This window comes from Blattabacterium clevelandi, from assembly GCF_003268615.1.
In the GTDB taxonomy this organism is placed as follows: domain Bacteria; phylum Bacteroidota; class Bacteroidia; order Flavobacteriales; family Blattabacteriaceae; genus Blattabacterium; species Blattabacterium clevelandi.
On the sequence record NZ_CP029844.1, the window covers coordinates 88396 to 113861 of the forward strand.

The 25466-nt window shown below is 23.6% G+C and carries 21 protein-coding genes and 1 tRNA gene; 10 read left to right on the plus strand and 12 right to left on the minus strand.

Annotated elements, in window-relative coordinates:
- On the plus strand, positions 1-2133 hold the full coding sequence (locus DM817_RS00440; RefSeq protein WP_113738115.1) for a peptidylprolyl isomerase: 2133 nt from the start codon (positions 1-3) through the stop codon (positions 2131-2133).
- Here the strand turns inward: DM817_RS00440 and DM817_RS00445 are convergent.
- On the minus strand, positions 2130-2375 hold the full coding sequence (locus DM817_RS00445; protein WP_113738116.1) for a Sec-independent protein translocase subunit TatA/TatB: 246 nt from the start codon (positions 2373-2375) through the stop codon (positions 2130-2132). The two genes, DM817_RS00440 and DM817_RS00445, sit on opposite strands and share 4 nt — an antisense overlap.
- A complete protein-coding gene (gene secD, locus DM817_RS00450; protein WP_113738117.1) occupies positions 2372-5203 on the minus strand; it encodes a protein translocase subunit SecD in 2832 nt (943 codons plus the stop codon). Before secD ends, DM817_RS00445 begins: the two co-directional genes overlap by 4 nt.
- Before the next feature lie 88 nt (positions 5204-5291).
- On the opposite strand from secD, the gene DM817_RS00455 reads away from it, so the two are divergent.
- A complete protein-coding gene (locus tag DM817_RS00455) occupies positions 5292-7115 on the plus strand; it encodes an ABC transporter ATP-binding protein (protein ID WP_113738118.1) in 1824 nt (607 codons plus the stop codon).
- Positions 7116-7123: 8 nt separating this feature from the next.
- A complete protein-coding gene (locus DM817_RS00460; RefSeq protein ID WP_113738119.1) occupies positions 7124-7852 on the plus strand; it encodes a TerC family protein in 729 nt (242 codons plus the stop codon).
- Here the strand turns inward: DM817_RS00460 and DM817_RS00465 are convergent.
- From DM817_RS00465 to folP, 5 genes are all read right to left on the minus strand, one after another.
- On the minus strand, positions 7849-9006 hold the full coding sequence (locus DM817_RS00465) for a dihydrolipoamide acetyltransferase family protein (RefSeq protein WP_113738120.1): 1158 nt from the start codon (positions 9004-9006) through the stop codon (positions 7849-7851). The genes DM817_RS00460 and DM817_RS00465 overlap by 4 nt on opposite strands.
- A gap of 39 nt (positions 9007-9045) precedes the next feature.
- Positions 9046-10050: a pyruvate dehydrogenase (acetyl-transferring) E1 component subunit alpha gene (gene pdhA / locus DM817_RS00470; RefSeq protein ID WP_113738121.1), complete on the minus strand. Its 1005-nt coding sequence runs from the start codon at positions 10048-10050 to the stop codon at positions 9046-9048.
- 77 nt (positions 10051-10127) lie between these two features.
- A complete protein-coding gene (locus DM817_RS00475; protein ID WP_113738122.1) occupies positions 10128-11432 on the minus strand; it encodes a UDP-N-acetylmuramoyl-tripeptide--D-alanyl-D-alanine ligase in 1305 nt (434 codons plus the stop codon).
- 32 nt (positions 11433-11464) lie between these two features.
- Positions 11465-12232: a diadenylate cyclase gene (locus DM817_RS00480; RefSeq protein WP_113738123.1), complete on the minus strand. Its 768-nt coding sequence runs from the start codon at positions 12230-12232 to the stop codon at positions 11465-11467.
- Positions 12233-12287: 55 nt separating this feature from the next.
- Entirely contained in the window at positions 12288-13118 is an 831-nt protein-coding gene (folP, locus tag DM817_RS00485; RefSeq protein ID WP_113738124.1) for a dihydropteroate synthase, read from the minus strand.
- A 39-nt stretch (positions 13119-13157) separates the two neighbouring features.
- Between folP and DM817_RS00490 the strand changes: the two genes are divergently transcribed.
- The 3 genes from DM817_RS00490 to DM817_RS00500 all read left to right on the plus strand — a co-directional run bounded on the left by DM817_RS00490 (position 13158) and on the right by DM817_RS00500 (position 14601).
- A complete protein-coding gene (locus DM817_RS00490) occupies positions 13158-13673 on the plus strand; it encodes a DUF1599 domain-containing protein (protein ID WP_113738125.1) in 516 nt (171 codons plus the stop codon).
- Positions 13674-13731: 58 nt separating this feature from the next.
- Entirely contained in the window at positions 13732-14490 is a 759-nt protein-coding gene (gene tpiA, locus DM817_RS00495; protein WP_113738126.1) for a triose-phosphate isomerase, read from the plus strand.
- Between the two features lie 37 nt (positions 14491-14527).
- Positions 14528-14601: transfer RNA gene (locus DM817_RS00500), tRNA-Arg, on the plus strand.
- A gap of 10 nt (positions 14602-14611) precedes the next feature.
- Here the strand turns inward: DM817_RS00500 and DM817_RS00505 are convergent.
- From DM817_RS00505 to ubiE, 5 genes are all read right to left on the minus strand, one after another.
- Entirely contained in the window at positions 14612-15475 is an 864-nt protein-coding gene (locus DM817_RS00505) for a sigma-70 family RNA polymerase sigma factor (protein ID WP_113738127.1), read from the minus strand.
- Positions 15476-15493: 18 nt separating this feature from the next.
- Positions 15494-17644 carry a polyribonucleotide nucleotidyltransferase gene (locus DM817_RS00510; RefSeq protein WP_113738128.1) on the minus strand — a complete coding sequence of 717 codons (2151 nt, stop codon included), beginning with the start codon at positions 17642-17644 and terminating at the stop codon, positions 15494-15496.
- Between the two features lie 127 nt (positions 17645-17771).
- The gene (gene rpsO, locus DM817_RS00515) at positions 17772-18041 is read right to left on the minus strand and encodes a 30S ribosomal protein S15 (protein ID WP_110477392.1); all 270 of its coding nucleotides are present in this window, start codon (positions 18039-18041) and stop codon (positions 17772-17774) included.
- Positions 18042-18098: 57 nt separating this feature from the next.
- Positions 18099-19604: a GH3 auxin-responsive promoter family protein gene (locus DM817_RS00520; RefSeq protein ID WP_113738129.1), complete on the minus strand. Its 1506-nt coding sequence runs from the start codon at positions 19602-19604 to the stop codon at positions 18099-18101.
- 22 nt (positions 19605-19626) lie between these two features.
- Positions 19627-20370 (minus strand): bifunctional demethylmenaquinone methyltransferase/2-methoxy-6-polyprenyl-1,4-benzoquinol methylase UbiE, encoded by a 744-nt coding sequence (gene ubiE / locus DM817_RS00525; protein WP_113738130.1) that lies wholly within the window; start codon positions 20368-20370, stop codon positions 19627-19629.
- Between the two features lie 106 nt (positions 20371-20476).
- On the opposite strand from ubiE, the gene DM817_RS00530 reads away from it, so the two are divergent.
- The 4 genes from DM817_RS00530 to metE all read left to right on the plus strand — a co-directional run bounded on the left by DM817_RS00530 (position 20477) and on the right by metE (position 25463).
- Positions 20477-21622 (plus strand): 3-oxoacyl-ACP synthase III family protein, encoded by a 1146-nt coding sequence (locus DM817_RS00530; protein ID WP_113738131.1) that lies wholly within the window; start codon positions 20477-20479, stop codon positions 21620-21622.
- Positions 21591-21845, plus strand: coding sequence for a type B 50S ribosomal protein L31 (locus DM817_RS00535; RefSeq protein WP_014246058.1), 255 nt, complete (start codon positions 21591-21593; stop codon positions 21843-21845). The genes DM817_RS00530 and DM817_RS00535 overlap by 32 nt, the downstream gene beginning before the upstream one ends.
- Before the next feature lie 23 nt (positions 21846-21868).
- Complete coding sequence (locus tag DM817_RS00540) at positions 21869-23071, plus strand: putative sugar nucleotidyl transferase (protein WP_113738132.1); 1203 nt, start codon at positions 21869-21871, stop codon at positions 23069-23071.
- Positions 23072-23177: 106 nt separating this feature from the next.
- On the plus strand, positions 23178-25463 hold the full coding sequence (metE, locus tag DM817_RS00545) for a 5-methyltetrahydropteroyltriglutamate--homocysteine S-methyltransferase (protein ID WP_113738538.1): 2286 nt from the start codon (positions 23178-23180) through the stop codon (positions 25461-25463).
- Positions 25464-25466: the final 3 nt, after the last annotated feature.

Genomic DNA, 25466 nt, shown 5'->3' on the forward strand with positions numbered 1-25466 from the left:
ATGAGTTTCTTAGAAAAAATTAGAAAAAATACATGGATTTTATTTATTTTTATAGGAATAGCTTTATTATCTTTTATATTAGATCCCAATATTTTATTTAAATTTTTCACTAGAAATTCTAATATTATTGGTAAAGTAAATGGAGAAAATATTTTTATAAAAGAATATGTTGATTGTTTTCAATTTTTAAAACGATTTCGTCAGGATGAACCAGATTTTTATTTAAAAAATGAAGCTTGGAATTTATTAATTCATGAAAAATTATTAAATCAACAAGCAGTAAAATTAGGATTACAAATTACAGATAAAGATTTTTGGAACGCTATATCTAAACAATCTATATATAGTTATATTTCTGAATTTCAAGATTCTAATGGAAATTTAGATATAAATAAATTTCAATTATATTTAAAAAAATTGGAAAAAAAAAACATTTTGACTAATTCTCAAATTGAAGAAGAAAAAAATATTTGGTCCTATGAAAAAAATAATATTCCAAAAAGAATTCTTGCAAAGAAATATATAGAAATGTTAATGTATGGATTAAATACTTCCTCGGTAGAAGCGGAATTGAATTATAAAGAAAAAAATTCTTTTTCTATTGTTGATTATGTTTTTATTCCTTATTCAGAAATAGAACACAAATATAATATTTTTTTAAAAAATTCTGAAATTAAAGACTATATAAAAAAACATAAATTCCTTTATAAAAAAGAAGATTTAAGAAGTCTTAGTTTTGCAATTATTCGATCAAAACCTTCTTTAGAAGATGAGAAAAATATGAAAAATAAAATGAAGGAATTATTTCAAAAATTTAAATATACCAATCAAAATTCTATTTTTGTTTCCAAACAATCTGAAAAACCTTTTGATCCCAATTTTTATTTAAAAAAAAATATTCCTATTTTTTTTCAAAATTTTATTATTCAAAATCAAAATAATAAAAATGGAAGTATGTTTGGTCCTTTAAAAGTAGGAAATACATATATAATAGCAAAAATTATTGGAAAAAAAATGATATCTGATTCTGTTTTATCAAGCCATATATTGATTTCTCATAAAAATGCTATACGTTCTTCTAATAGCAGAACTGAAAAAAAAGCTGAAGAAATTTCTAAAAAAATATATAATATACTTAAAAAGGATCCTTCTAAATTTGATTCCTTAGTTCAAGAAAAATCTGATGATACAATTAATGAAAAAAATAATAAAGGAAGTTTAGGATGGTTAAAATATGAAGAACAAAATTCTTTTGGAACATTTAATATTTTTAATGAAGAAAATAAAAATGGGACAATTGGATTAACAAAAACTGAATATGGATATCATATTTTAAGAATTGATAAAAAAAGTCCTATTGAACCTGCTTATCAATTTGCTGTAATTATAAAAACACTTATTCCATCTAAAAAAACGGAAAATTTTATTTCTAATAATGTTAAAAAATTTATTATAAAAAATAAAAATTCTAATTTAAATACATTTATTAAAAATGCAAGAAAAAAAGAATATGAGACTATTTTTTTGAAAAATATTAAATCTAATCAATGGACAATAAGTGATTTAAATACAGAATTAGACAGAGAAATTATTAATTGGTCTTTCGAAAATAAAAGAAAAGAAAAAGATATCAAAATAATATATAATTCAAATAGAGATTGTATTATTGTTTATCTTTCAAATATTCAAAAAAGAGTATTTCCTATTGAAAAAATAAAAAATAACTTGACCATATTTCTTAGAAGAAAAAAAATAGAAAAATTATTCTACAATATAATAGAAAGAAAATCTATTTCTAGAAATCTAGAAAAAATAGCATTTTATTTTTCTAAAAAAATAAAAAAACATTATAAAATCAATTTTTATGATTCTATGATTAATAATTATAAAGAGCCTAAAGTAGTTGGGGGTTCTTTTTCTTTAAAATTAAAAAATACTTCTAAACCTATTTTTGGTAAAAATGGAGTTTTTTTTATAAGACCATTAAAGAATATTTATAATTATAAAAAACCTTCTTATTTTTCTTATGAAATAGAAGTTTTAAATTCTTTTTTGAGAAAAAAAATTCTAGAATATTTATCAAAAAAATTGATAAGTAATTCTAAAATACAAGATTATAGAACTAATTTTTAGTTACGTTTTATAGAGGAACATATTTTTGATTTTTTAATAGATTTTTGTTTTTTTTCAGAAAAGGGATCAATCCGATTTGTATTTATTTCATTTTGAATTTTATTTTTTGCATTTTTTAAATATCTTATCCCTTCCCCCATATTACGAGCTATATCCGGTATTTTTTTTGGTCCAAATATTATTATAGCTATAAAAATAATAAAAAAACTTTCTTCAATACTAATAAATAAAAAATTGATCATTTTTTTTTCTGATTTTTAGATAAATCATATACTATAGATGATGCTATAAATATAGAAGAATAAGTACCAATTCCTATTCCAAGGAATAAAGCTAACATAAAACCACGAATAGTAGTTCCTCCAAAGAAAAAAATAGTACAGATAACTAACATAGTTATGAATGAGGTATTCATAGTTCTTGTTAAAGTTAGATTAATTCCATCATTTATAATTTTATAAAAAGAAATTGAAGAAGGGGTATTTTTTAATATTTGTCGAATTTTATCATAAACAATTACTGTATCATTGATAGAATAACCTATTATAGTCAATAAAGCTGCGAGAAAAGTTTGATCTATTTCTAGAATAGGAATCCATTTATGAAAAAGAGAAAATATCCCAAGAACAATAATTATATCATGTAGTAGAGAAATTAAAGCACCTAAACCAAATTTCCATTTTTTAAATCTAATAAAAATGTAAAAAAATATTACTAATAAGGATAAAAGTATTGAAATAAATGCATTATTAGTAATATCTTCAGCTATAATAGGTCCTACTTTTTCGATAGATAAAATACCTAAGGATTTTTCTTTGCCTAATATTTTAAAACTATTAAAATCTATAGTATTAAAATAAGGTTTTAATGTTACAAACATTTTTTCCAAAATTTCTCTGTCTACTTTATTACTTTCATTCCGTATTTTGTATTTAGTTATTATCTTCAATTGATTTTCATTACCAAATGTTTTTACTTCTGGAAATGATGGGATTCCATTTTCTATAAAAGATTTGGACAAAAGATAAGAGATTTTTTCTGGAATAACTTTATGATCAAAACAAATAATATAAGAACGTCCTCCAACAAAATCTATTCCCAAGTTTAATCCTTGATAATAAAGTGATAAAAAACTAATTATAATACAGATAAAGGATATAGTATAAGTTAATTTCCTTTTAGATAAAAAATCCCATTTAATATTTTTAATTTTATTAATTAATATTTTTTGGTAGTTAAAGGAAATATTTTTATACTTATTTAAATGAAATTCTAAAAATAATCTTACTAAAAAAATAGAAGTAAACATGGAAGTAAAAATTCCAATAATCAATGTCGTAGAAAATCCTTTAATAGGACCTATTCCAAAATAAAATAAAATAAGACCACATAATAAAGTAGTTATTTGACCATCAATAACAGAAGATAATGCTCCATTATGTATAGTATAGCTATTGTAAATAGCTATACGTATAGAATTTCCTTTTTTTATCTCTTCTTTAATTTTTTCATAAAAAAGTATATTAGCATCCATAGACATTGCTAATGTTAATATTATACCAGAAATTCCAGGAAAAGTTAATACAGCATTTATAGATATAAGAATTCCAAATATAAATATTAAATTAAAAATTAATGCTATATTAGCATATAAACCAGGAATATAATAATAAAAAAATATCCAAATAAATACGAGAAATATGGATATAAAAAATGAAAATATTCCTTTTTGTACAGATTCTTTTCCTAAAGATGGGCCTATTATTTCAGATTGAATTACTTTTACTGAAGTAGGTAATCTTCCTGCATTTAATATATTTACTAAATCTTCAGATTCTTGTAAAGATAAACGTCCTGATATTTGAGACATACCATTGGGAATGATTGATTTAACAATAGGAGCTGTATAAACTAAATTATCTAGAACTATAGCTATATTTTTTCCAATATTTTTTTCAGTAAGCATTTTCCAATTTCTAGATCCAATCTGATTCATTTTTATATTAACAACTATTTCATTAAATGGACCAAAAGATTTATATGCTTTAACAATCATATCTCCATTTAACGGATAAATTTCTTTTTCATCATTTGTTTTTTTTATAGAAAATAATTGAAAAAATTTTTTATTTTTATATTGATTTTTTTTATATCCCCAAAAGAATTTTATATCTCGTAAATTATATGGTAAAGATTCTTTAGATTCATTTGAATTCAGAAATTCATTCACTATTTTAAAATATTTTTGATCTACCAAACCTACGATTGGATTATTAGTATATTTAATAATATGAGGAATGTTTAATATATCTATTAAAGATTTATTTTCATTGATTTTATTCTTGAAAAATTTTTTATTTATATCTTCAAAATATGGAATAATTTCTTGTAAACTATATATTTCAAAAAAATTTAATTCAGCTTGTTTTTGCAAAATATTTTTTATTCTATCGATATTTTTTATTCCAGATAATTCTATTAAAATTCTATTTGAATTATTAATTCTTTGTATTTTTGGCTGAATAACTCCAAATTTATCTATTCTAGATCTAAGAATATTATAAGTGGAAGAAATAGATTTATCTATCTTTTTTTTAATAATATTTTCTATTTCTTTATTAGAACTACTATAGTTTATTTCTTCTATATGAGATTTTATTCCAAATAAATCCGAAAGAGAAAAATCTATGTTCATTTTTTCTCTTTCTTGATAAAAATATTTTAAAAAAGAAGAAAAATAATCAGTATTTGGATGTTTTTCTTTTTTTTTATCCGTTTTTTCCAATGATTTTAAAAAAATGGGGTTTTTAGAATTATCAGAAAATTTTTTTAATAAATCTTTTTCAGATATTTCCAATATCATACTGATTCCTCCTTTTAAGTCTAATCCTAGATTTATGGTTTTATTTTTTAATAATCCTATTTTTTTTTCATTTTCTAAATTGACATTAGAATCAACGTAAGAATCTTTTCCTAACTTAGAAGCATAAAAACTAAAACATATATAATACAAACAAATTATAGTTAACGAAATAACTGTAAAAATTGTAAAAAAATTTCTTATACGCATTCTAATGATTTTTATGGTAAAAATATAAAAATTAGAATAGAATAAAATTTTCTAATTATCTTTGCTTTTAGTGGATTAAGAAAATTAAATGAATGCACTTGAAAAAATCTTATCTTATTCAAAACCTTACAAATATCACTATATTCTAAATATATCGTGTAATTTTTTACATTCTTTATTCTCAGTTTTATCTATAATATCTATTTCTCCTTTATTAAGTATTTTTCTGAAAATTACTGATGTAAAAAAAGAAAATAAAACAACATTTTTAAATTTTTTGGATGGATCCTTTAATTTTATTCAAAAATATTTTCATTATTATATTAATATTTTATCAGACAAATATGGAAAAATAAATACACTTGGAATTTTTTGTATTTTTATTATTTTACTTTGTTTTTTGCGAAATACCTTTAGATATTTAGCTGAATATTTTATGATAGGAATAAGAACATCTATTGTTAGAAATATTCGAAATGATTTTCATCGAAAAATATTATCGATTCCAACAATATTTTTTTATGATAAAAAAAATGGAGATTTAATGTCTAGATTATCTAATGATGTAAATGAAATAGAAGTATCTATTGTAAATTCTTTAGCAAATATAATTAGTTCTCCCATTATGGTTTTTTTTCATTTGCTTACTTTATCTTTTATGAGTTATCAATTAACTTTATTTACTTTTATTTTACTTCCATTAATGGGAACATTAATTTCTATTATAGGAAAAAGTTTGAAAAAAGATGCAAGAGGAGCTCAAAATCAATTAGGAGAATTATTTACGGTTGTAGAAGAAACTTTGAATTTTACAAAAATTATAAATATTTTTAATGCAGAAAATCAGATGCAAAAACGTTTTGAAAAAGTATCTGAATGTCAGAAAAAACTTTCTGCACGTGTAAATCGTAAAAAAGAATTAGCCTCTCCTATTAGTGAATTTTTAGGAACTATTACAATGATATTGATTGTTTGGTATGGAGGAAAACTATTTTTAGAAAAAAAAGGAATGGCCCCAGAAATACTTTTTTCTTTTGTAGGTCTTTTTTTTCAAATTATTAATCCAGCAAAAAATTTAGTGAATTCTATATCAAATATTCAAAAAGGAAAAGCTTCTGCAGAACGAATTGTAGAAATATTAAATACTAAATGTTTTCAACATGATAAAAAAAAACAATCAAAATCTATTTTTCATTTTAAAAATGAAATTTTATTTCGTAATGTTTCATTAACATATAATAAATTAGTATTAATTCAGAATTTAAATTTTTCTTTAAAAAAAGGAAAAAACATAGCTCTAATTGGAAGATCTGGAAGTGGTAAATCTACTATTGCAAATTTACTTGCTAATTTTTATGAAGTTTCTTCTGGAGAAATCACTATTGATGGAATTAATATTAGTTATTTAAAAAACAGAGATTACAGAAAGTTATTAGGAATGGTAACACAAGAACCAATTCTTTTTAATGATTCTGTTTTAAATAATATTGCATTAGGATTGGAAGAAAAAATATCTATAAGTTCTGTAATAAAAGCAGCTAAAATTGCAAATGCTCATTATTTTATTAAAAAACTTCCAAATGGATATGATACTATTATTGGGTATAATGGGAATAAATTATCTATGGGTCAAAAACAAAGGATTAGTATTGCTCGAGCTGTATTAAAAAATCCTCCAATTATAATTTTAGATGAAGCAACTTCCTCTTTAGATATAGAATCAGAAATAATGATTCAAAATTCTTTAAATAAAATGATGAAAAATTCTACTTCATTAATAATAGCGCATAGATTATCTTCTAATATTATAAAAAATGCGGATTATATCATAATATTGGAAAAAGGTAAAATAATAGAACAAGGTCCTACTCATGTTTTAATATCTAAAAAAGGTACTTACAGGAATTTTTAATAAAAAAAATGAAAGATTTTATTTTAAATTATATTACAGATATTACTGAAAATCCTATAAAATCTTTTTCTATTATAGGAAATTTATTTTTAATAGAAAGTATTTTATCAATAGATAATGCAGCTATGTTAGCCTCTATGATTATGAGATTAAAAAAAGAAGATAGAAAAAAAGCTTTAAAATATGGAATTTTTGGAGCTTATTTTTTTAGAGGTATTAGCTTAATATTCGCTTCTATTTTAATTAAAATTTGGTGGTTAAAACCATTGGGTGGGTTATATTTAGTTTATATTGGATTGAATCATTTTTTTTCAAAAAAATTGGTTAAAAAAGATTCGAACAAGAATATAATATTACGAAATTCTTTTTGGAAAATTATTATTTCTATAGAAATAATGGATTTAGCTTTTTCCATTGATAATATATTTGCTACTATTGCTTTTTCAGAAAATTTTATATTGATTTTTTTAGGAATTTTTATAGGAATTTTAACAATGAGATTTACCGCTCAAAAATTTGTAAAATTAATGGAAATTAATCCTTTTTTAAAAGATTCTGCCTTTTCCGTTATTTTATTACTTGGAATAAAACTTATATTTTCTTTTTTTGAAAAAAAATATTATACAAATAATAATATTTATTTAGAAAGCATTTTTTCATTTATTACCATAATTTTATTTTTATCCCCAATTTTTTATACTTGTATATCCAATTGGATATACAAAAAAAAAAGTTAGATTAATATCATTATTGGATCTTCTAATATTTTTTTTAAAAAAGAAAGAAAATTACTACCTGTAGCTCCATCTATAATTCTATGATCACAAGATAAAGTAACTTTCATAATATTTCCTATTACAATTTTGGAATCTTTAATGATAGGTTTTTCTATAATAGATCCTATAGATAGAATAGAAGAATTAGGAAGATTAATAATAGAAGTAAAAAATTCGATTCCATACATTCCTAAATTTGAAACTGTAAATGTGCTATTTTCTAGTTCTTCTGGTTGGATTTTTCTTGATTTTGAACATAAAACTTTATCTTTTATTTCTTGAGAAATTTGTAATAATGATTTTTGATCAGCATTTTTAATTACTGGAACAATTAATCCATCTTGGATAGCTACTGCAATACCAATATTAATATAGGAATGGTATATAATTTCTTTTTCTTTCCAAGAAACATTTAAATTTGGATATTTTTTTAAAGATATAGTTACTGCTTTAATAATAATATCATTAAAAGATATTTTTTTTTCTTTAGAAAGTTTATCATTTAAATTTTTTCTCAAATTAATCATTTTTTCTGCATTAATTTCTATGAAAAGATAATAGTGTGGAGCTGTAAATTTAGAATATATTAAATGTTCTGCTATTCTTTTCCTCATAGAAGAAATATTGATTCGTTTATTTTCTTTTGGATTCTTTAATTTTCTTATTAATTTTTCTTCATAAGCTTCAATATCTCTTTTAATAATACGATTATTTTTTCCACTTCCTTTTATTTTATTTATAGAAATTCCTATTTTTTTTGCTATTTTTTTTGCTAAAGGAGAAATAAAAATTCTACATTCTTTTTCTTTTTTAAGATTACTTTCTTCTTCTGTCTTCAATAAGTTAGAATTTTCTATCAATGAACTTATATTTTCTCCTTTTTTCCCAATAATAGCTAACATATTATTAACACGTGTTGTTTCGCCTTCTTTTACACCAATAAAAAGTAAAAATCCACTTACATCAATTTCAAAATCTTGAATAGCTTTATCGGTTTCAATTTCCGCTAAAATATCTCCTTCTGATACTTGATCTCCTACTTTTTTATTCCACTTGATTACAGTACCTTCCTGCATTGTGTCGCTTAACTGAGGCATGAATATTATTTCAGCCATTATTTTAAGGTATTTTTTTTACACAATATAAAAAAATAATCATGAATATGGAACTTCATCTAAAAAAGGATAATTAGATTCATAATAAACAGCATTATACATTTGTTTAATAGAAGGAATATCTGATTTTTCTGCAAAATCAGCACAGGATTCTACTTCTTTTTTTATTTTATTTTCTATAAAGTTTAACTTTTCTACAGTTTTCCATTTATTTTTTATGATAATATTTTTTATTTTTAAAATAGGATCTTTTTTCTTATATAAAAGAATTTCTTCTTTGTTACGATATAATTCTGAATCCGACATGGAATGTCCTCTATACCTATAAGTTTTAATATCTAAAAAAGTAGAACCATTTCCACTTCTAGCAATTTCAATAGCTTTATAAGTCGCTTTTGCTATTTTTTTAGGGTCCATTCCATCTACAGGATAAGAAGGCATTCCATAGGATAGACCAATTTTATAAATTTCTTTTATATTTGTACTTTTTTCTACGGAAGTTCCCATAGCATATTGATTATTTTCGCAAATAAATACAACTGGTAATTTCCATAACATTGCCATGTTAAAAGTTTCGTGTAAGGCACCTTGTCTAACAGCCCCATCCCCCATAATTGTTAATGTAACTGCATCTCTATTAAAATATTTATCAGCAAAAGCTATACCAGCCCCTAATGGAATTTGGCCTCCCACAATACCATGGCCACCGTAAAAACGATGTTTTTTACTAAAAATATGCATAGAACCTCCAATTCCATGAGAAGTACCTGTCTCTTTACCTAGAAGTTCTGCCATAACTTTTTTAGGATTTACTCCCATAGAAATAGGTAATATATGACATCTATAAGCCGTAATAATTTTATCTTTAGAAAGATCCATCGCATGGGTGATTCCAGCAGGAATAGCTTCTTGTCCATTATATAAATGTAGAAATCCTCTAATTTTTTGTTTTAAATATAAGGAACGACATTTATTCTCAAAAATTCTCCAAAAAAACATGTCTTTAAACCATTTTAGGTAAGTTTTTGTGGTAATTTTTTTCATAAAAGAAAAACCTTTACGAGGTTATTGTTTACAAATTTAATTATATAAATCTACAAAAAATTTATATAATTAGATAATTAGATAAAAGGGATCAAACTTTCTAATGTGTTTTTTCTAGAACCTTTGATCAGGATATAATCTGTTTTAACAGATATATTTTTTATCCATTGTATAAATATATTTTTATTAAAAAATTTTATAATTTTATCGGATGTTTTGATATTCGTATTAAAAAATATTTTTCCTATCAAAAATATTGAATTTATATTGCTTTTTTCCAAGTAAAAAATAATTTTTTTATGTTCATCCTCAGAATAATTTCCTAATTCTAACATATCACCTAATATAACTATTTTATTTCCTATAATTTTATTATTAAAAAAAGTAAGAGCTTTTATCATGCTACTTGGGTTAGCATTATAGCAATCTATAATGATTTTGATATTTCTTTTTTTTAAAATTTGAGAACGATTATTATTAGGAATAAATTCTTCTATGGTCTTTTTAATTTTTTTTAAAGAAACTTTAAAATAAATTCCAATAGTTATAGAAGAAGCTATATTATATAAGTTATAATCTCCTACTAATGGGGAAACTATTTTTATATTTTTAATACATAAAATAGATTTTAATCCAATTTTATTCCATAAATATTGAATGATTATATCTGGATTTGAATTTACTTTTTCTGAAAAAATATATCTATTCATTCCTATACTGTTAATTAATTGTATAGGATCATCTCCATTGACAAAAACTTTTTTTTTATTTTTTTTTAAAAAATTGTATAATTCCAATTTTCCACGAATGATCCCTTTTATATTTTTGAATCCTTCTAAATGAGATTTTCCAAAATTAGTTATATATCCATAATCTGGATTAATTATAGAACACATTTTTTTGATTTCTTTTTCATGATTTGCTCCAATTTCTATCACTGCTATTTGTGTATTTTTCTGCATAGATAATATGGTTAATGGAATTCCTATATGATTATTAAAATTACCTTTAGTATAATGAACATTTTCATATTCTTTAGAAAGAATAGATGTTATTAATTCTTTAGTAGTTGTTTTTCCATTACTTCCTGTAATAGCAATAATCGGTATATTTTTTAGTTTAAATCTATGATAAACAGCTAATTTATGTAAAAAATATAAGGAATTTTTTACATAAAAAATATTCTTATGAAGAATAGAATATTTTCTATTATCTACTATAGCAATCATTGCTCCATTTGAAATTGCTTCATAAGCAAATTGATTCCCATCAAATTTTTTTCCTTTTAAAGAAAAAAAAATAGAGTTTTTTTTTACTTTTTTACTATTTATTTCTATTCCAGAGGAAATAGAATAAAAATTATATAAATTTTTTATAGTCATCCATATTTTAGTAAATAAATAGATAAAAAATTTTAAAGAAGATCTTTTTCAAGTTTTATTTTTAAATTATTAATATTAGTAATAACTGTTCTTTTTTGATTTTTAATATAAGATATATAACCTGTTTCTTCAGAAATAACAAGACAAATAGAATCCGTTTTTTCGGATAATCCAATAGCAGCTCTATGACGAAGGCCTAAACGTGATGGAATTTCTTTATTGTAAGAAACAGGAAGTATCGCTCTGGTTCTTACTATTTTGTTTCCTATAATAATGACTGCACCATCATGTAATGGACTATTTTTATAAAAAATACTTTCTAAAATAGGACTATTGACTTTAGCATCCATTTCATCTCCATTTTGTATAAATTCTTTTATATCTTGATATAATTGAATTACAATTAAAACACCTGTTTTATCTCCTGATAAAATTGCACAAGATCTTACAATACTATCTATAGTTTCTGTTTTTACGGAAAATTTTGATTTTTCGAATTTTCCAAAGATAGAAAGAATAAATTTTTTAAAAAAAATTCTACTTCCAACTATCAGAAGAAATTTTCTTATTTCTGGTTGAAATAGAATAATTAAAGCTAAGAACCCTCCTTTGAAAAAAATGCTTATAACGATGCTAAGGAGTTTCATTTTATATGCTTCTACTATTTTCCAGAATACAAAAGTTGCAATAATTCCGTAAAAAATATTTAAAGCAGCTGTATTATAAACAAGTCTATATACCTGAAATAAAATAATAGCTACTAGAAAAATATCTAAAATATCAATGAAAGAAATTTTCAAAAAATATAAAAATGAAAAAAAAGAATTATGATAATATAAATTTATTAATAAAAATTTAGAAAATTTTTCTATAATATTGTACCAATTTTATACATTCTACAGCTTCTTTTACATCATGAACACGTAACAATTTTATTTTTTTTAAAAGAGCTAATGTATGAATGATAGAAGTTGCATTCAGAGATTCTTCAGAAGAAATATTAAGAATATTATGAATCATAGATTTCCTAGAAATTCCTATTAAAATTAAATGATCCTCAAATCCAAGTAAAGATAAATTTTTTAATAATTGGAAATTTTGTTTTTCAGTTTTTCCAAAACCAAATCCTGGATCTAAAATAATATCATTAATTCCATATTTTTTTAATAAAAAAATTTGTTTAGCAAAAAAGTTATTTATTTCTATAATTATGTTATAATAATATGGATTTTTTTGCATATTTACTGGAGTCCCCTTCATGTGATTTAATATATATGGAATCTTAAGTTTCGATAATAAAGAAAACATTTTTGGATCTAACATACCTCCAGATATGTCATTGATCATTATAGCTCCTTCTTCTACAGCTATTCTTGCAATTTCACTTCGAAAAGTATCTATAGATATTCTAACATTTGGAAATTTTTTTATTATAGAACGAATAGGTTTGATAACACGTTTTATTTCTTCTTCTACTGTTGGATATTTGGATCCTGGACGAGTAGAACATCCTCCAATATCTATGAAATCCGATCCTTCATTTAATAGATTTTCCACATGTTTTAATACACTAAATTCAGAATTAAACTTACCTCCATCATAAAAAGAATCAGGAGTTAAATTAACTATTCCCATAATTTTTGGTTCTTTAAAAGAAAATAAAGTTCCTGCACAATTAATTGTCATTAAAAAACTATTTTTAATTCATTTTTAAAATTAAATGAGATGAATCATATTTCCATTGATTTTATCATAAAAAAATGTAAAAAATTATTTAAAAAAAAATTAAAAGATTATGATTTATCATGGAAAATCATAAAAATATATTCTATGATAGATCAAATTTTTATGAAAGTCTTTCGTATATACAATATTCAAAAAAGGGGATATCAAAAAGTAAAAGAGGAAAAAGTGATAGATACATATATAGATGTGATAAATTATATTGTCATTACGATAATAAAATTAAATACTTCTAATAATCTTGAAAAAAATATTTCTCATTCTAAGATTATTTGTCTTTATATTCAACAATTTAATAAAATTAAAAATTGGAAAAAAAATATAGAATTATATAATAAAAAAATAAGGACCCCTTCAATAGAAAAGATTTTAGAATATATTTTCTATTTAAAAAAAAAAAAAGAAAAAATATTATCTAATCATTTAGAAATAATTTTTTTTAAAATTTTAAAAATAACCATTCTTTTATTGATGAAGGATATGAAAAAACATAAATGAAATTTTATTTATATATTATCAAAAATTCATCTTTAGGATTATTATAATAAATTTAAAAATGAAAAAAAAAGTTATAATTGCAAATTGGAAAATGAATCACGATTTCTATGAAACGACTTCTTATCTTAGAAATTTATTAAAAATCATTTTTGAAAATAAAATTAATCAAAAAAAAAAAATAATTATTGCTCCATCTTTTCCTTTTTTACATATTTCAAATCAAATTTTACAGGGGACTACTTTAAGTATTGCTGCACAAAATATACATCAAATGGAAAATGGATCTTATACAGGAGAAGTATCGGCCTCTATGTTGAAATCTATAGGAATTAAAAAGGTCATATTAGGACATAGTGAACGTAGAAAATATTTTACCGAAACGAATGATATTCTCATCAAAAAAATTAAAATTGCATTAAAATATGGATTTCATATTATTTTCTGTGTAGGAGAAACGAAAGTAGATAGAGAAAAAAAAAAACATTTTCTTACCGTAAAAAATCAATTAGAAAAAACAATTTTTTATTTTTCTTTAGAAGAAATAAATTCATTTATTATAGCATATGAACCTATATGGGCTATTGGGACTGGAAAAACAGCTACTCCTGAAATAGCTCAAAATATGCATCAATACATACGTACCTTATTTTTTAATAAATATGGAGAAAGTGGGTCCAATGATTTATCTATTTTGTATGGAGGTAGTATAAATGATATGAATGCAAAAGATCTTTTTTTACAGAAAGACATTGATGGAGGACTGGTTGGAAATTATTCCCTTAATATGAAAAATTTTATGAAAATTATTCAATCCTAATTTTTATTTATTATCTTTATCATTTAAAAAATTATTCGGCCTCGTAGCTTAATTGGATAGAGCATCTGACTACGGATCAGAAGGTTATGGGTTCGACTCCCCTCGAGGTCTCATTTTATTTTTATCCTAAATAAGGTTTTAGTATTTTACTTCTAGAAGAATGTTTTAATCTTTTTAAGGCTATGCTTTCGATTTGTCTTACACGTTCTCTTGTTAAATCACAAGATTGCCCCACTTCTTCTAATGTCATTGGTGGGGATCCATTTAATCCAAAATGTAAAATGATAACTCGACGTTCTCTTTCGCTTAAAGTTTCCAAAATTCTTTTTATATCTTTACGGAGAGATTCCTTTTCTAAATGTTCATCTGGACGAGGAGATTCATCAGATTTTACTAAATCGTATAGATTAGAATCCTCTCCATCTATTAATGGAGCATCCATAGAAATATGTCTTCCTGAATTTTTTAAAGATTCCTCTACTTCTTTTTCATTCATCTCTAAATTTTCTGCTATTTCTCTTGCAGAAGGTGTTCTTTGAAGTTCTTGCTCTAATTGAGCAAAAGTTTTAAGTATTTTGTTTAACAATGCCAATTTATTTGTAGGTTGACGAATAGAACGTGATTGTTCAGCTATAGCCTGTAATATAGCTTGTCTTATCCACCATACAACGTAAGAGATACATTTAAATCCTCTTGTTTCATCAAATCTCAATATACCCTTGATCAACCCTAGATTACCTTCATTAATTAAATCACATAAACTTAATCCTTGATTTTGATATTGTTTTGCAACAGAAACCACAAAACGTAAATTTGCATTTACTAATTTATCTATAGCAGAAGAATCTCCTTCTCTTGCTCTACGTGCGTATTCAACTTCTTCTTCTGGAGTTAATAATGGAATTTTTCCTATTTCATGAAGATATTTATCTAAAGATTCAGATTCACGATTGGTAACTTGTTTGGTGATTTTAAGTTGTCTCATATTTTGTTATTATTTTACTCATTTTTTAGGACGAGGTAAAAGTATTTTCCTAGAAAGTTTCATTTTTTTATTTTTATCATCAATGCCCATAAATTTTACATCGATGATATCTCCAATTTGTAGTTCTTCTTCTATATTATTTAGTCTTTTCCATCCTATTTCAGAAATATGCAACAATCCTTCCACACCTTTAGATATTTCAACAAAAGCTCCAAAATCTTTTATAGATTTTACCTTCGCTTTATAAATTTTTCCTATTTCAGGAACAAAAGTAATTTCTTTAATTCTATGAATTGCTTCCTCTATTTTTTGATAATCTTTTCCTATAATTTCAATATTACCCATATTCCCTTTCTCTTCAATTAAAATACTTGTTTCTGTACAAGATTGTATTTCTTGAATAACTTTTCCACCAGGACCGATTACAGAACCTATAAAATTTTTTGGGATATTGAAAGTATGTATTTTAGGAGCATTAGGTTTTAATTTTTTTCTATATATAGGAAAATTTTCTAGCATTTTTTTTAGAATGAACATACGACCTTCTAAAGCTTGTATTAAAATTTGATTTAAAAGATCATAAGTGAATCCTTGGATTGTTTTTACATCCATTTGACATGCTGTAATTCCATATTTTGTACCTGTTATTTTAAAATCAAGGTCTCCAAAACTATCTTCTTCTCCCATAATATCAGATAAAATAACTTTTTTTTCTTTATCTATAAATAATCCCATAGCAATACCGGAAACAGGTTTTTCAAGAGAAATTCCTGCGTCCATTAATGCTAAACTTGCTGCGCAAACTGTAGCCATAGAAGAAGACCCATTAGATTCTAAAATATCCGATACTACACGAATCGTATAAGGATTATCAGGTATAACATTTTTTAAGGCACGTTGTGCTAAATTTCCATGTCCTACTTCACGTCTAGATACACCTCTAATTGGACGTATCTCTCCTGTTGAAAAAGGAGGAAAATTATAATGTAGATAAAATTTTTCATGATTTTCCATGATTACATTATCAATTTTATTAGCATCTAAAGATGATCCTAATGTTACTGTAGTTAATGATTGAGTTTCTCCTCTTGAGAATAAAGCAGAACCATGAACTCCAGGAAGATAATCCACAATACTCCATATTTCTCGTATTTGTTTATTAGTTCTTCCATCTAATCTAATTCCTTCTTTTAAAATCATGTTTCTGGTTATTTCTTTTTTTATTTCTTCATAACATTGATCGATAAAAATTTCATTTTTTTCTTTATCATCTATAGGTAATGTTTTTTTAAAATTATTTAAAATTTTATTTTCTTGAATAGATCTGGTCTTTTTATCCAAAAATTGTTTATATAGTTTGTAAATTTTTTCGTATGAAAAAGAAAAAAGTTTTTTTTTCATAGTTTTCTTTTCCAATAAATATGGATCATCTATATGATTATGTTCATAAAGAAGTGAAAAGTAAGGATGATTGGATTTTAGTTTTAGTAATTTTTCTACTAATCTCTTTTGGGCTTTTATTTGATTTTTTATTTCTTGATGAGCTATAGTAACCGCATTAATAAATTCATCTTCTGTAATTTCTTTCATTTCTCCTTCTATCATAATAATGGAATTAGTAGAAGCTCCTACTATTAGATCTATATCAGATTTTTCCAATTGATCTAAACTTGGATTTATAAAGAATTTTCCATTTATACGTATGATACGAACTTCTGATATAGGTCCATTAAATGGAATTCCAGAAACAGATAATGCTGTAGAAGCAGCAAGTCCAGCTAATCCATCTGGTAAAACTTTATTATCATATGATAATAAAGATATCATTATTTGTATTTCTTTTCGAAAAGATTCAGGAAAAGTTGGCCTTAAAACACGATCTACTAATCTCATTGTCAAAATTTCTTCATCAGAAGGTCTTCCTTCCCTTTTTATAAATCCACCAGGAATCTTACCACCTGCAGAATATTTTTCTCTATAATCTACTGTTAATGGTAAAAAATTGGCTTCATTTTTTATTTTTTTGGAAATTACTACCGTAGCTAATAGTATTGTATTACCTATACGTATAATAGCTGAACCGTCAGCCTGTTTAGCTAATTTTCCTGTTTCTATAATAATAGTACGTCCATCTCCTAGAGAGATAATTTCCTTTACTGTATCTAGCATGTTTGATTTTTTACTTTTGGATTTAAAAAAAAATAACAAAAATTCTATTTCTTTTATTATTATATTTTGTGTAGTATGAATGATATGAAAAGAAATTATCTGTATGTAATCATGATCAAAGATTAGATTATTTTCTTAATCCTAGGATTTTTATAATTTTTTTATAACTATTTACATCCTTTTTTTCTATATATTTCAATAATTTTTTTCTTTTTCCTACTAATCTTATCAGTGATCTTTCTGTATTGAAATCTTTTCTATTATTTTTTAGATATTTACTTAAATGATTAATTCGATAAGTGAATAAAGCTATTTGAGATTGAGAAGATCCTGTATCCAAAACGGAAATTCCATATTTTTTAAATATTTCCTTTTTTTTATTTTCAGTTAAATACATAATACAATATCTTTATTTGATAAAGTTAAAAATATTTTATAAATATGTATTTATACTTTATTTTAATTTAAGTAGAGAATCTAGATATTTTCTATCATTAGATAAACGAGGTACTTTATTTTGACCTCCTAGTTTTTTATGCATTTTTAACCAATCGTAGAATAATCCAGTTCGAGCTATATATATAATAGGGGGACGTAAAACCATATTTTTATATCGTTTAATTTCATAATCAGAATTCAATGATTTTAATTCATTATCTAAAATATCTCTAAAATAGGATAAATCTTTTGGAGTTTTTTTAAATTCTATAATCCATTCATGAGCTCCAGAATTTTTTTTGTTCATGTAAATAGGGCCTGCAGTATATTCATGAATAATAGAATTTGTTTTCAAACAAGTTTTTTTTAAAGCTATTTCTGCATTTTCTATAATTAATTCTTCTCCAAAAGAATTGATATAATGATTTGTTCTTCCAGAAATAGATATACGATATGGAGATATACTAGTAAATTTAATAGTATCTCCAACTATGTATCTCCATAGTCCAGCATTGGTAGAAATCACTAAAGCATAATTTTTATTTAGTTCTACCTTATCAATAGGAAAAATTTTGGGATAAGGATTATGGAATTCTTCCATAGGAATAAATTCATAAAAAATTCCATGATCTAATAAAAGTAAAAGACCATCAACATTTTTTTGATCTTGTACTGCAAAAAATCCTTCGGATGCACTGTACACATCGTAATAATTAATAGGAGTGTTAAATAAATTATTATATTGTTTGATATAGGGATTAAAATTAACACCTCCATGGAATATAACTTCTAAATTAGGCCATATTTCATTTATTTTTTGTTTATTAAATTCGCTTAATAATCGATTTAAAAAAATTAATAGCCAAGAACAAACTCCTAATAAAATACGAACATCTTTGGATGCAGTTACTTTTACTAAAGTTTCTAATTTTTTTTCCCATTCACTCATTAATGCTATTTTTTTTTTAGGAATACTAATATATTCTGCCCAAAATGGAAGATTTTGTATTAAAATGGAAGATAAATCTCCATAAAAAGTATTGTATTTTTTACATAATTCATGACTACCTCCTAAACGTAGAGCTTTTCCAAAGAATACTTTTGTTTCTGGGTGATTATGAATATATATAGATAGCATATCTTTTCCTGCTTTGTAATGACAATCATGCATAGAAAAAGTAGTAACAGGAATGTATTTACTTTTTGTATTGGTAGTACCAGAAGATCTAGCAAACCATTTGACTTTTCCAGGCCATAATATGTCCTTTTCTCCTTTACGAATTCTTTTAATTATAGGAATTAAATCTATATAATTGCATACAGGAATTCTTTCAGAAAATTGTTGATATTTTTTAATATCTTGAAATCCATATTTTTTTCCAAATTCTGTTTTTTTTGCATAAAATATCATTTTATGGATTAACTTATGTTGTATTTTTATTGGTGATCGTATGATCGATTCTATTTTTTTGATTCTTTTTTTTATAAAAGAAGATGTTAAATATCCAGATAAATATTTCATTATAATGAAATTTTTCAATCAATCAAAAATAAATTTTTGAATTAATTTTTTTTTGGGATAAATAAATAGAAACAATTCCAAAAGTTAATTCTTTTGTAGAATAAGTTTGAAATCCGTGGTATTTTAATAGTTTTTTCATTTTGTTTCCATAATAAGTAAAATATTTAATAGATTCTTGTAAATAGTTATAAGCAAAATGGTTTTTTGAAAAAAAATTTCCTATTCTAGTTAAAATAGAATGAGAATAAAGATGATAAAATATTTTTATATAAGGATTAGAAGGATTGGAAAATTCTAAAATTTCTAAAATTCCTAAAGGTTTTAGTATTCTATATATTTCTTTGAAAGAAAGGTGAATATATTGAAAATTTCTTATTCCAAACGCAATGGTGACTAAATCAAAAGTATTGTTTTCAAAAGGAATATTTTGTGAATATCCTTGAATTAGAGTGATTTTTTTTTCCAAAAAATTTTTTTTTATTTTATTTTTTGCTATTTTTAGCATTTTTTCAGAAGGATCTAAACCAATAATAGAAGAATTTTTAAATTTTTTTGCTAGCAATATAGCTAAATCTCCAGTTCCAGTAGCCAAATCTAATATTTTTTTGTATTTTTTGTTTTTGATTAATAAATTAATGACTTTTTTTCTCCAGAGTATATCTATTCCAAAAGACAATATATGATTCAGAAAATCATATTTTGAAGAGATACTATCGAACATTTTTGTTAATTTATCTTCTTCTGATGAAATAGAATTTTTGTTCATAAATAATATGAATTAATATTTACTTAAGTTAAGAAAAACGATTCTTTATTTAAGAATTTTATTTTTTTTTCTTTTTATTTTTAATTATTATTTTTATTAAAAAAGAATGATTCGATCAATAATTACAGGAACTGGACATTACTTACCAAATAAAATTATAAATAATAATCATTTTTTAAAACATACATTTTATGATAAAAAAGGATTAAAAATTGAAAAATCTAATGAAGAAATTATCAAAAAATTTCAAAAAATTACAGAAATAGAAGAAAGAAGATATATAAATAATCCATTATTTAATAATTCTGATATTGCTTCTATAGCTGCAAAAAAAGCTTTGATTAATTCTAAAATTAATAAGGAAAAAATAGATTATATTATTTCTGCCCATAATTATGGAGATATTCATCCTATTTCTTTTCAATCTGATTTAATGCCATCTATAGCTTCTAGAGTGAAAAATAAACTTCAAATAAAAAATAAAAAATGTCGTCCATATGATATGATTTTTGGGTGCCCAGGATGGATAGAAGGGATGATATTGGCAGATCAACTTTTAAGATCTAAAAACGCTCAAAATATTTTGATTACTAGTTCTGAAACTTTATCTAAAGTAATAGATCCGCATGATAAAAATTCTATGATTTTTTCAGATGGAGCGGGGGCAGCAGTGTTATCTGCTATCGAAATAGAAGAAGAAGAAAATCAAGGAATTATTCATTATGATTCTCAATGCAATAATAATGAGGAATTACATTATTTAACTAATGGTCCCTCTTTAAATCCTAATTATAAAAAATCTTTAGTGAATATTAAAATGAATGGAAGACGTATTTATGAATATGCATTAAAAGAAGTTCCCCATATGCTAAAAAGTATACTAGATCATTCGAATTTGCATATTAAAGATCTTAAAAAAATTCTTATTCATCAAGCTAATGCAAAAATGGATTATGCTATTTTAAAAAGATTGTTGAACTTGTATGAGTATTCATCTTCAAACAAAGATTTTTGTAAAAATTTAATGCCAATGACTATTCAAAAATTTGGAAATTCTTCTGTATCAACTGTTCCAACTCTATTGGATTTAATTATTCAAAAAAAAATTCCTCCTCATGAAATTAATCCTGGAGATACTATATTAATGGCTTCATTAGGAGCAGGTATGAATATTAATGGAATGATTTATCGTTTTCCTAAAAAAAAAATTAAAAAATATTATGAAAAAAAAAATACATCCAGAAAATTATAGACCTGTTGTATTTAAAGATATTAACAACGAAATCCTATTTATTTGTAGATCTACCGTAAATACAAAAGAATCCATTAAAATAGATGAATCTATTTATCCACTATATAAAATGGAAATATCTAGTTATTCTCATCCATTTTTTACTGGAGAAAAAAAATTTTTAGGTAAAACAGGACCAGCAGAGAAATTTAAAAAAAAATACGAAAAATATAAAAAATTTTAATATAAATTATCTTATATTATAATATGGATTATTTCATATTATACGATGATAATATTGAATGGAAAAATTTACTTCCTATTACATTTACTAGACCAATATCAGAAATTAGATTAGGAATATTGACAATAAAAGAAAGATGGGAAAGATATATTGGAGGAAAAGCTTTTGTTCTTACAAAACCATTTCTTTCAAAAAAATATTCTTTTGGAATAGAAAAAAAAAAGGGAATGCACAAAAATATATTACTAATCAATTCTTCATTTATTCCCAATGAAAAATTGATTCAAATAATTTTTGAATTAAAAGAAAATGAGGCTATTTTTTTTAAAGAAAAAATGGTAGCTGTACGAAAATCTCTTTTTTCTTATAGAACAGATACTCCATTTTTAAAAAAATATAAAAAAATATATCATATTAACCAGGTAATTTATATTCAATATCCATGGGATATATTTATCAACAATGAAAGTATCTTAAAACAAGATTTTCATTTTTTAACAAAAGGGAAAAATTCTTTTTCTCTATTTGGAAACAATCACCTTCTTTATAAAGAAGAAATTTTTTTAGAAGAAGATATGACAGCTGAGAATATTGTATTAAACGCAAAATTTGGTCCAATTTATATTGAAAAAGAAGTTCAAATAATGGAAGGATCTATGATTAGAGGCCCGGTTGCTATTTGTAAAAAATCAATTTTAAATATGGGATCTAAAATATATGGGGGGACGACAATTGGTCCTGATTGTAAAGTAGGAGGAGAAATCAAAAATTCTGTTATTTTTTCTTATTCTAATAAAGCTCATGATGGTTTTTTGGGAAATACGGTTTTGGGGGAATGGTGTAATTTAGGAGCTGGTACCAATATTTCTAATTTAAGAAATGATTATTCTAAAGTTAAAGTTTGGAGTTACGAAAAAAAAATTTTTTTTCCTATTGATGTTCAATTTTTTGGAATGATTATGGGAGATTATTCCAAATCTTCAATTAATACTCAATTTAATACCGCTACAATAGTAGGAGTCAATACAAATATCTTTGGATATGGATTTCCTCCTAGATATATTCCTTCTTTTTCTTTAGGAGGAATACAAAATAGAAAAGTCATTCCTTTTGAAAAGGTTTGTGAAACTGCTGAGATAATGATGAATAGAAGAAATATTTCTTTTTCTTTTTTAGATAAAGAAATATTAGAATATTTATATCATTCGATGGGTAATAAAATATAACTTATTTATTCCTTCAATAAATAAAAAATAGGATTATAATATGAATTTTTTATAAAAACTAGAAAATATTGGTTATTTGGTTTTTAATATAAATAAAAATGATTTTATGCTAAAACATAATTTAGGTTATCCTAGAATAGGAATACAAAGAGAATTGAAAAAATATTGTGAATTTTATTGGTCCAATAAGATAGGATTGAAGAATTTATTGAACATTGGTTATAAAATACGAAAAAAAAATTGGGTAACACAAGAAAACGCTGGCTTAGATTTGATTCCGTGTAATGATTTTAGTTTTTATGATCATGTTCTAGATATGTCTTTTTTATTGGGATCTATTCCAAAATCTTATTCTTTAATTCCTATGAAACATGATATCGATCTTTATTTTTCCATGGCTAGAGGAGTTCAAAAAGATGGATGGGATATCAAGGCAATGGAAATGACGAAATGGTTTAATACTAATTATCATTATATAGTTCCAGAATTTTACAAAAATCAAAAATTCTATATTTTATCCCAAAAAATATTTAATGAATTTGAAGAAGTAAGTAAAGTGATAAAAAAAATTCCAAAACCTGTTTTGATAGGTCCTGTTACTTATCTTTTTTTGGGAAAAGAAAAAGAAAATTCATTTCATAGAATGGATTTAATTGAAAATATTGTTCCAGTTTATATACAAATAATTAAAAAATTAAAGGATCAAGGAGCTACTTGGATTCAAATAGATGAACCAATTTTAGTTTTAGATTTATCTCAAAAAGAAATAGAAGCATTTCAATATGCTTATCAAGAAATATCTAAAATTTGTTCGAAAATCAATATTTTACTCACATCCTATTTTGATGGAATTTCAGAAAATATTTTTCTTCTTAAGAATCTTTCTATCCCAGCTTTACATATTGATGTAATAGAAGATCCAAAACAATTAGAAATCATTTTAGATTTTTTAATAGATAAAAAAACAATTTTATCTTTAGGATTAATCGATGGAAGAAATATTTGGAAAAATAATTATGTTCATTCCATAAAAAAAATTGAAAAAGCCATAAAATTATTAGGAGAAAAAAGAGTGATGATTGCACCTAACTGTTCTCTTTTACATATTCCTATAGATATAGGATCTGAACATTCTATTCCTATGGATATCAAAGAAAAAATGTCTTTTGCTAAACAAAAAATTTATGAATTAATCGATTTAGAAAATATTATAAAAGGGAATCATTCCATTTTAATAAAAAATTTGAATTTTTTGGAAAAAACACAAACTTCTTTTATTTTTCATGATAAAAAGGTTAAAGAAAGAGTGATAAAAATAAAAGATAAAGATATAAAAAGAAAAAGTCCTTTTAATATTCGTCAAAAAAAACAGCATCAAAAATTTAATCTACCTTTATTTCCAACTACAACTATTGGATCATTTCCTCAAACAAAAGAAATTAGGAATTTAAGAAGTAAATTCCGAAAAAAAAAGTTAAGTAAAGAAGAATATGAAAAAAAAATTAAAGAATTTATTATAGATGTTATTCGAAAACAAGAAAAAATAAATTTAGATGTTTTAGTACATGGAGAATTTGAGAGAAATGATATGGTTGAATTTTTTTCAGAAAAATTAAAAGGATTTATTTCTACTGAAAATGGGTGGGTACAAAGTTATGGAAGTCGTTGTGTCAAACCTCCTATTATTTATGGAGATATAAGTAGGATTAGTGATATGACTGTAAAATGGATATGTTTTGCAAAGTCTAAAACAGATAAATTAATGAAAGGGATGTTAACAGGCCCTGTCACTATTTTACTGTGGTCTTTTGTTAGGAATGATCAACCTATTTCTACTACGGCCTATCAGATTGCTTGGGCTATTAGGGATGAAGTAGAATCTTTAGAAAAATCTGGAATTAAGATTATTCAAATTGATGAACCTGCTATTAGAGAAGGATTACCTTTAAAAAAAAAAGATTGGGATACTTATTTTAATTGGGCGATTAAAGCCTTTCGTCTTTCTTCAAGTGGAGTGGAAGATGAAACACAAATTCATACACATATGTGTTACAGTGAATTTAATGATATATTGAAACATATAGCAGATTTAGATGCAGATGTCATTACTTTAGAAACTTCTAGATCTAGAATGGAATTATTAAAGGCTTTTTCAAAATTTTCTTATCCAAATGAAATTGGGCCAGGGGTATATGATATTCATTCTCCAAGAATTCCTACTGTAGAAGAAATATTCGATTTAATTCAAAAAGCTTCTAATAGAATCCCAATTAGAAATATTTGGATTAATCCAGATTGTGGATTAAAAACTAGAAAATGGGATGAAGTCATCAAATCACTGAAAAATATGACAGAATCGGCAAGAATAGCTCGAAAAAAATTGATCAATTAGATG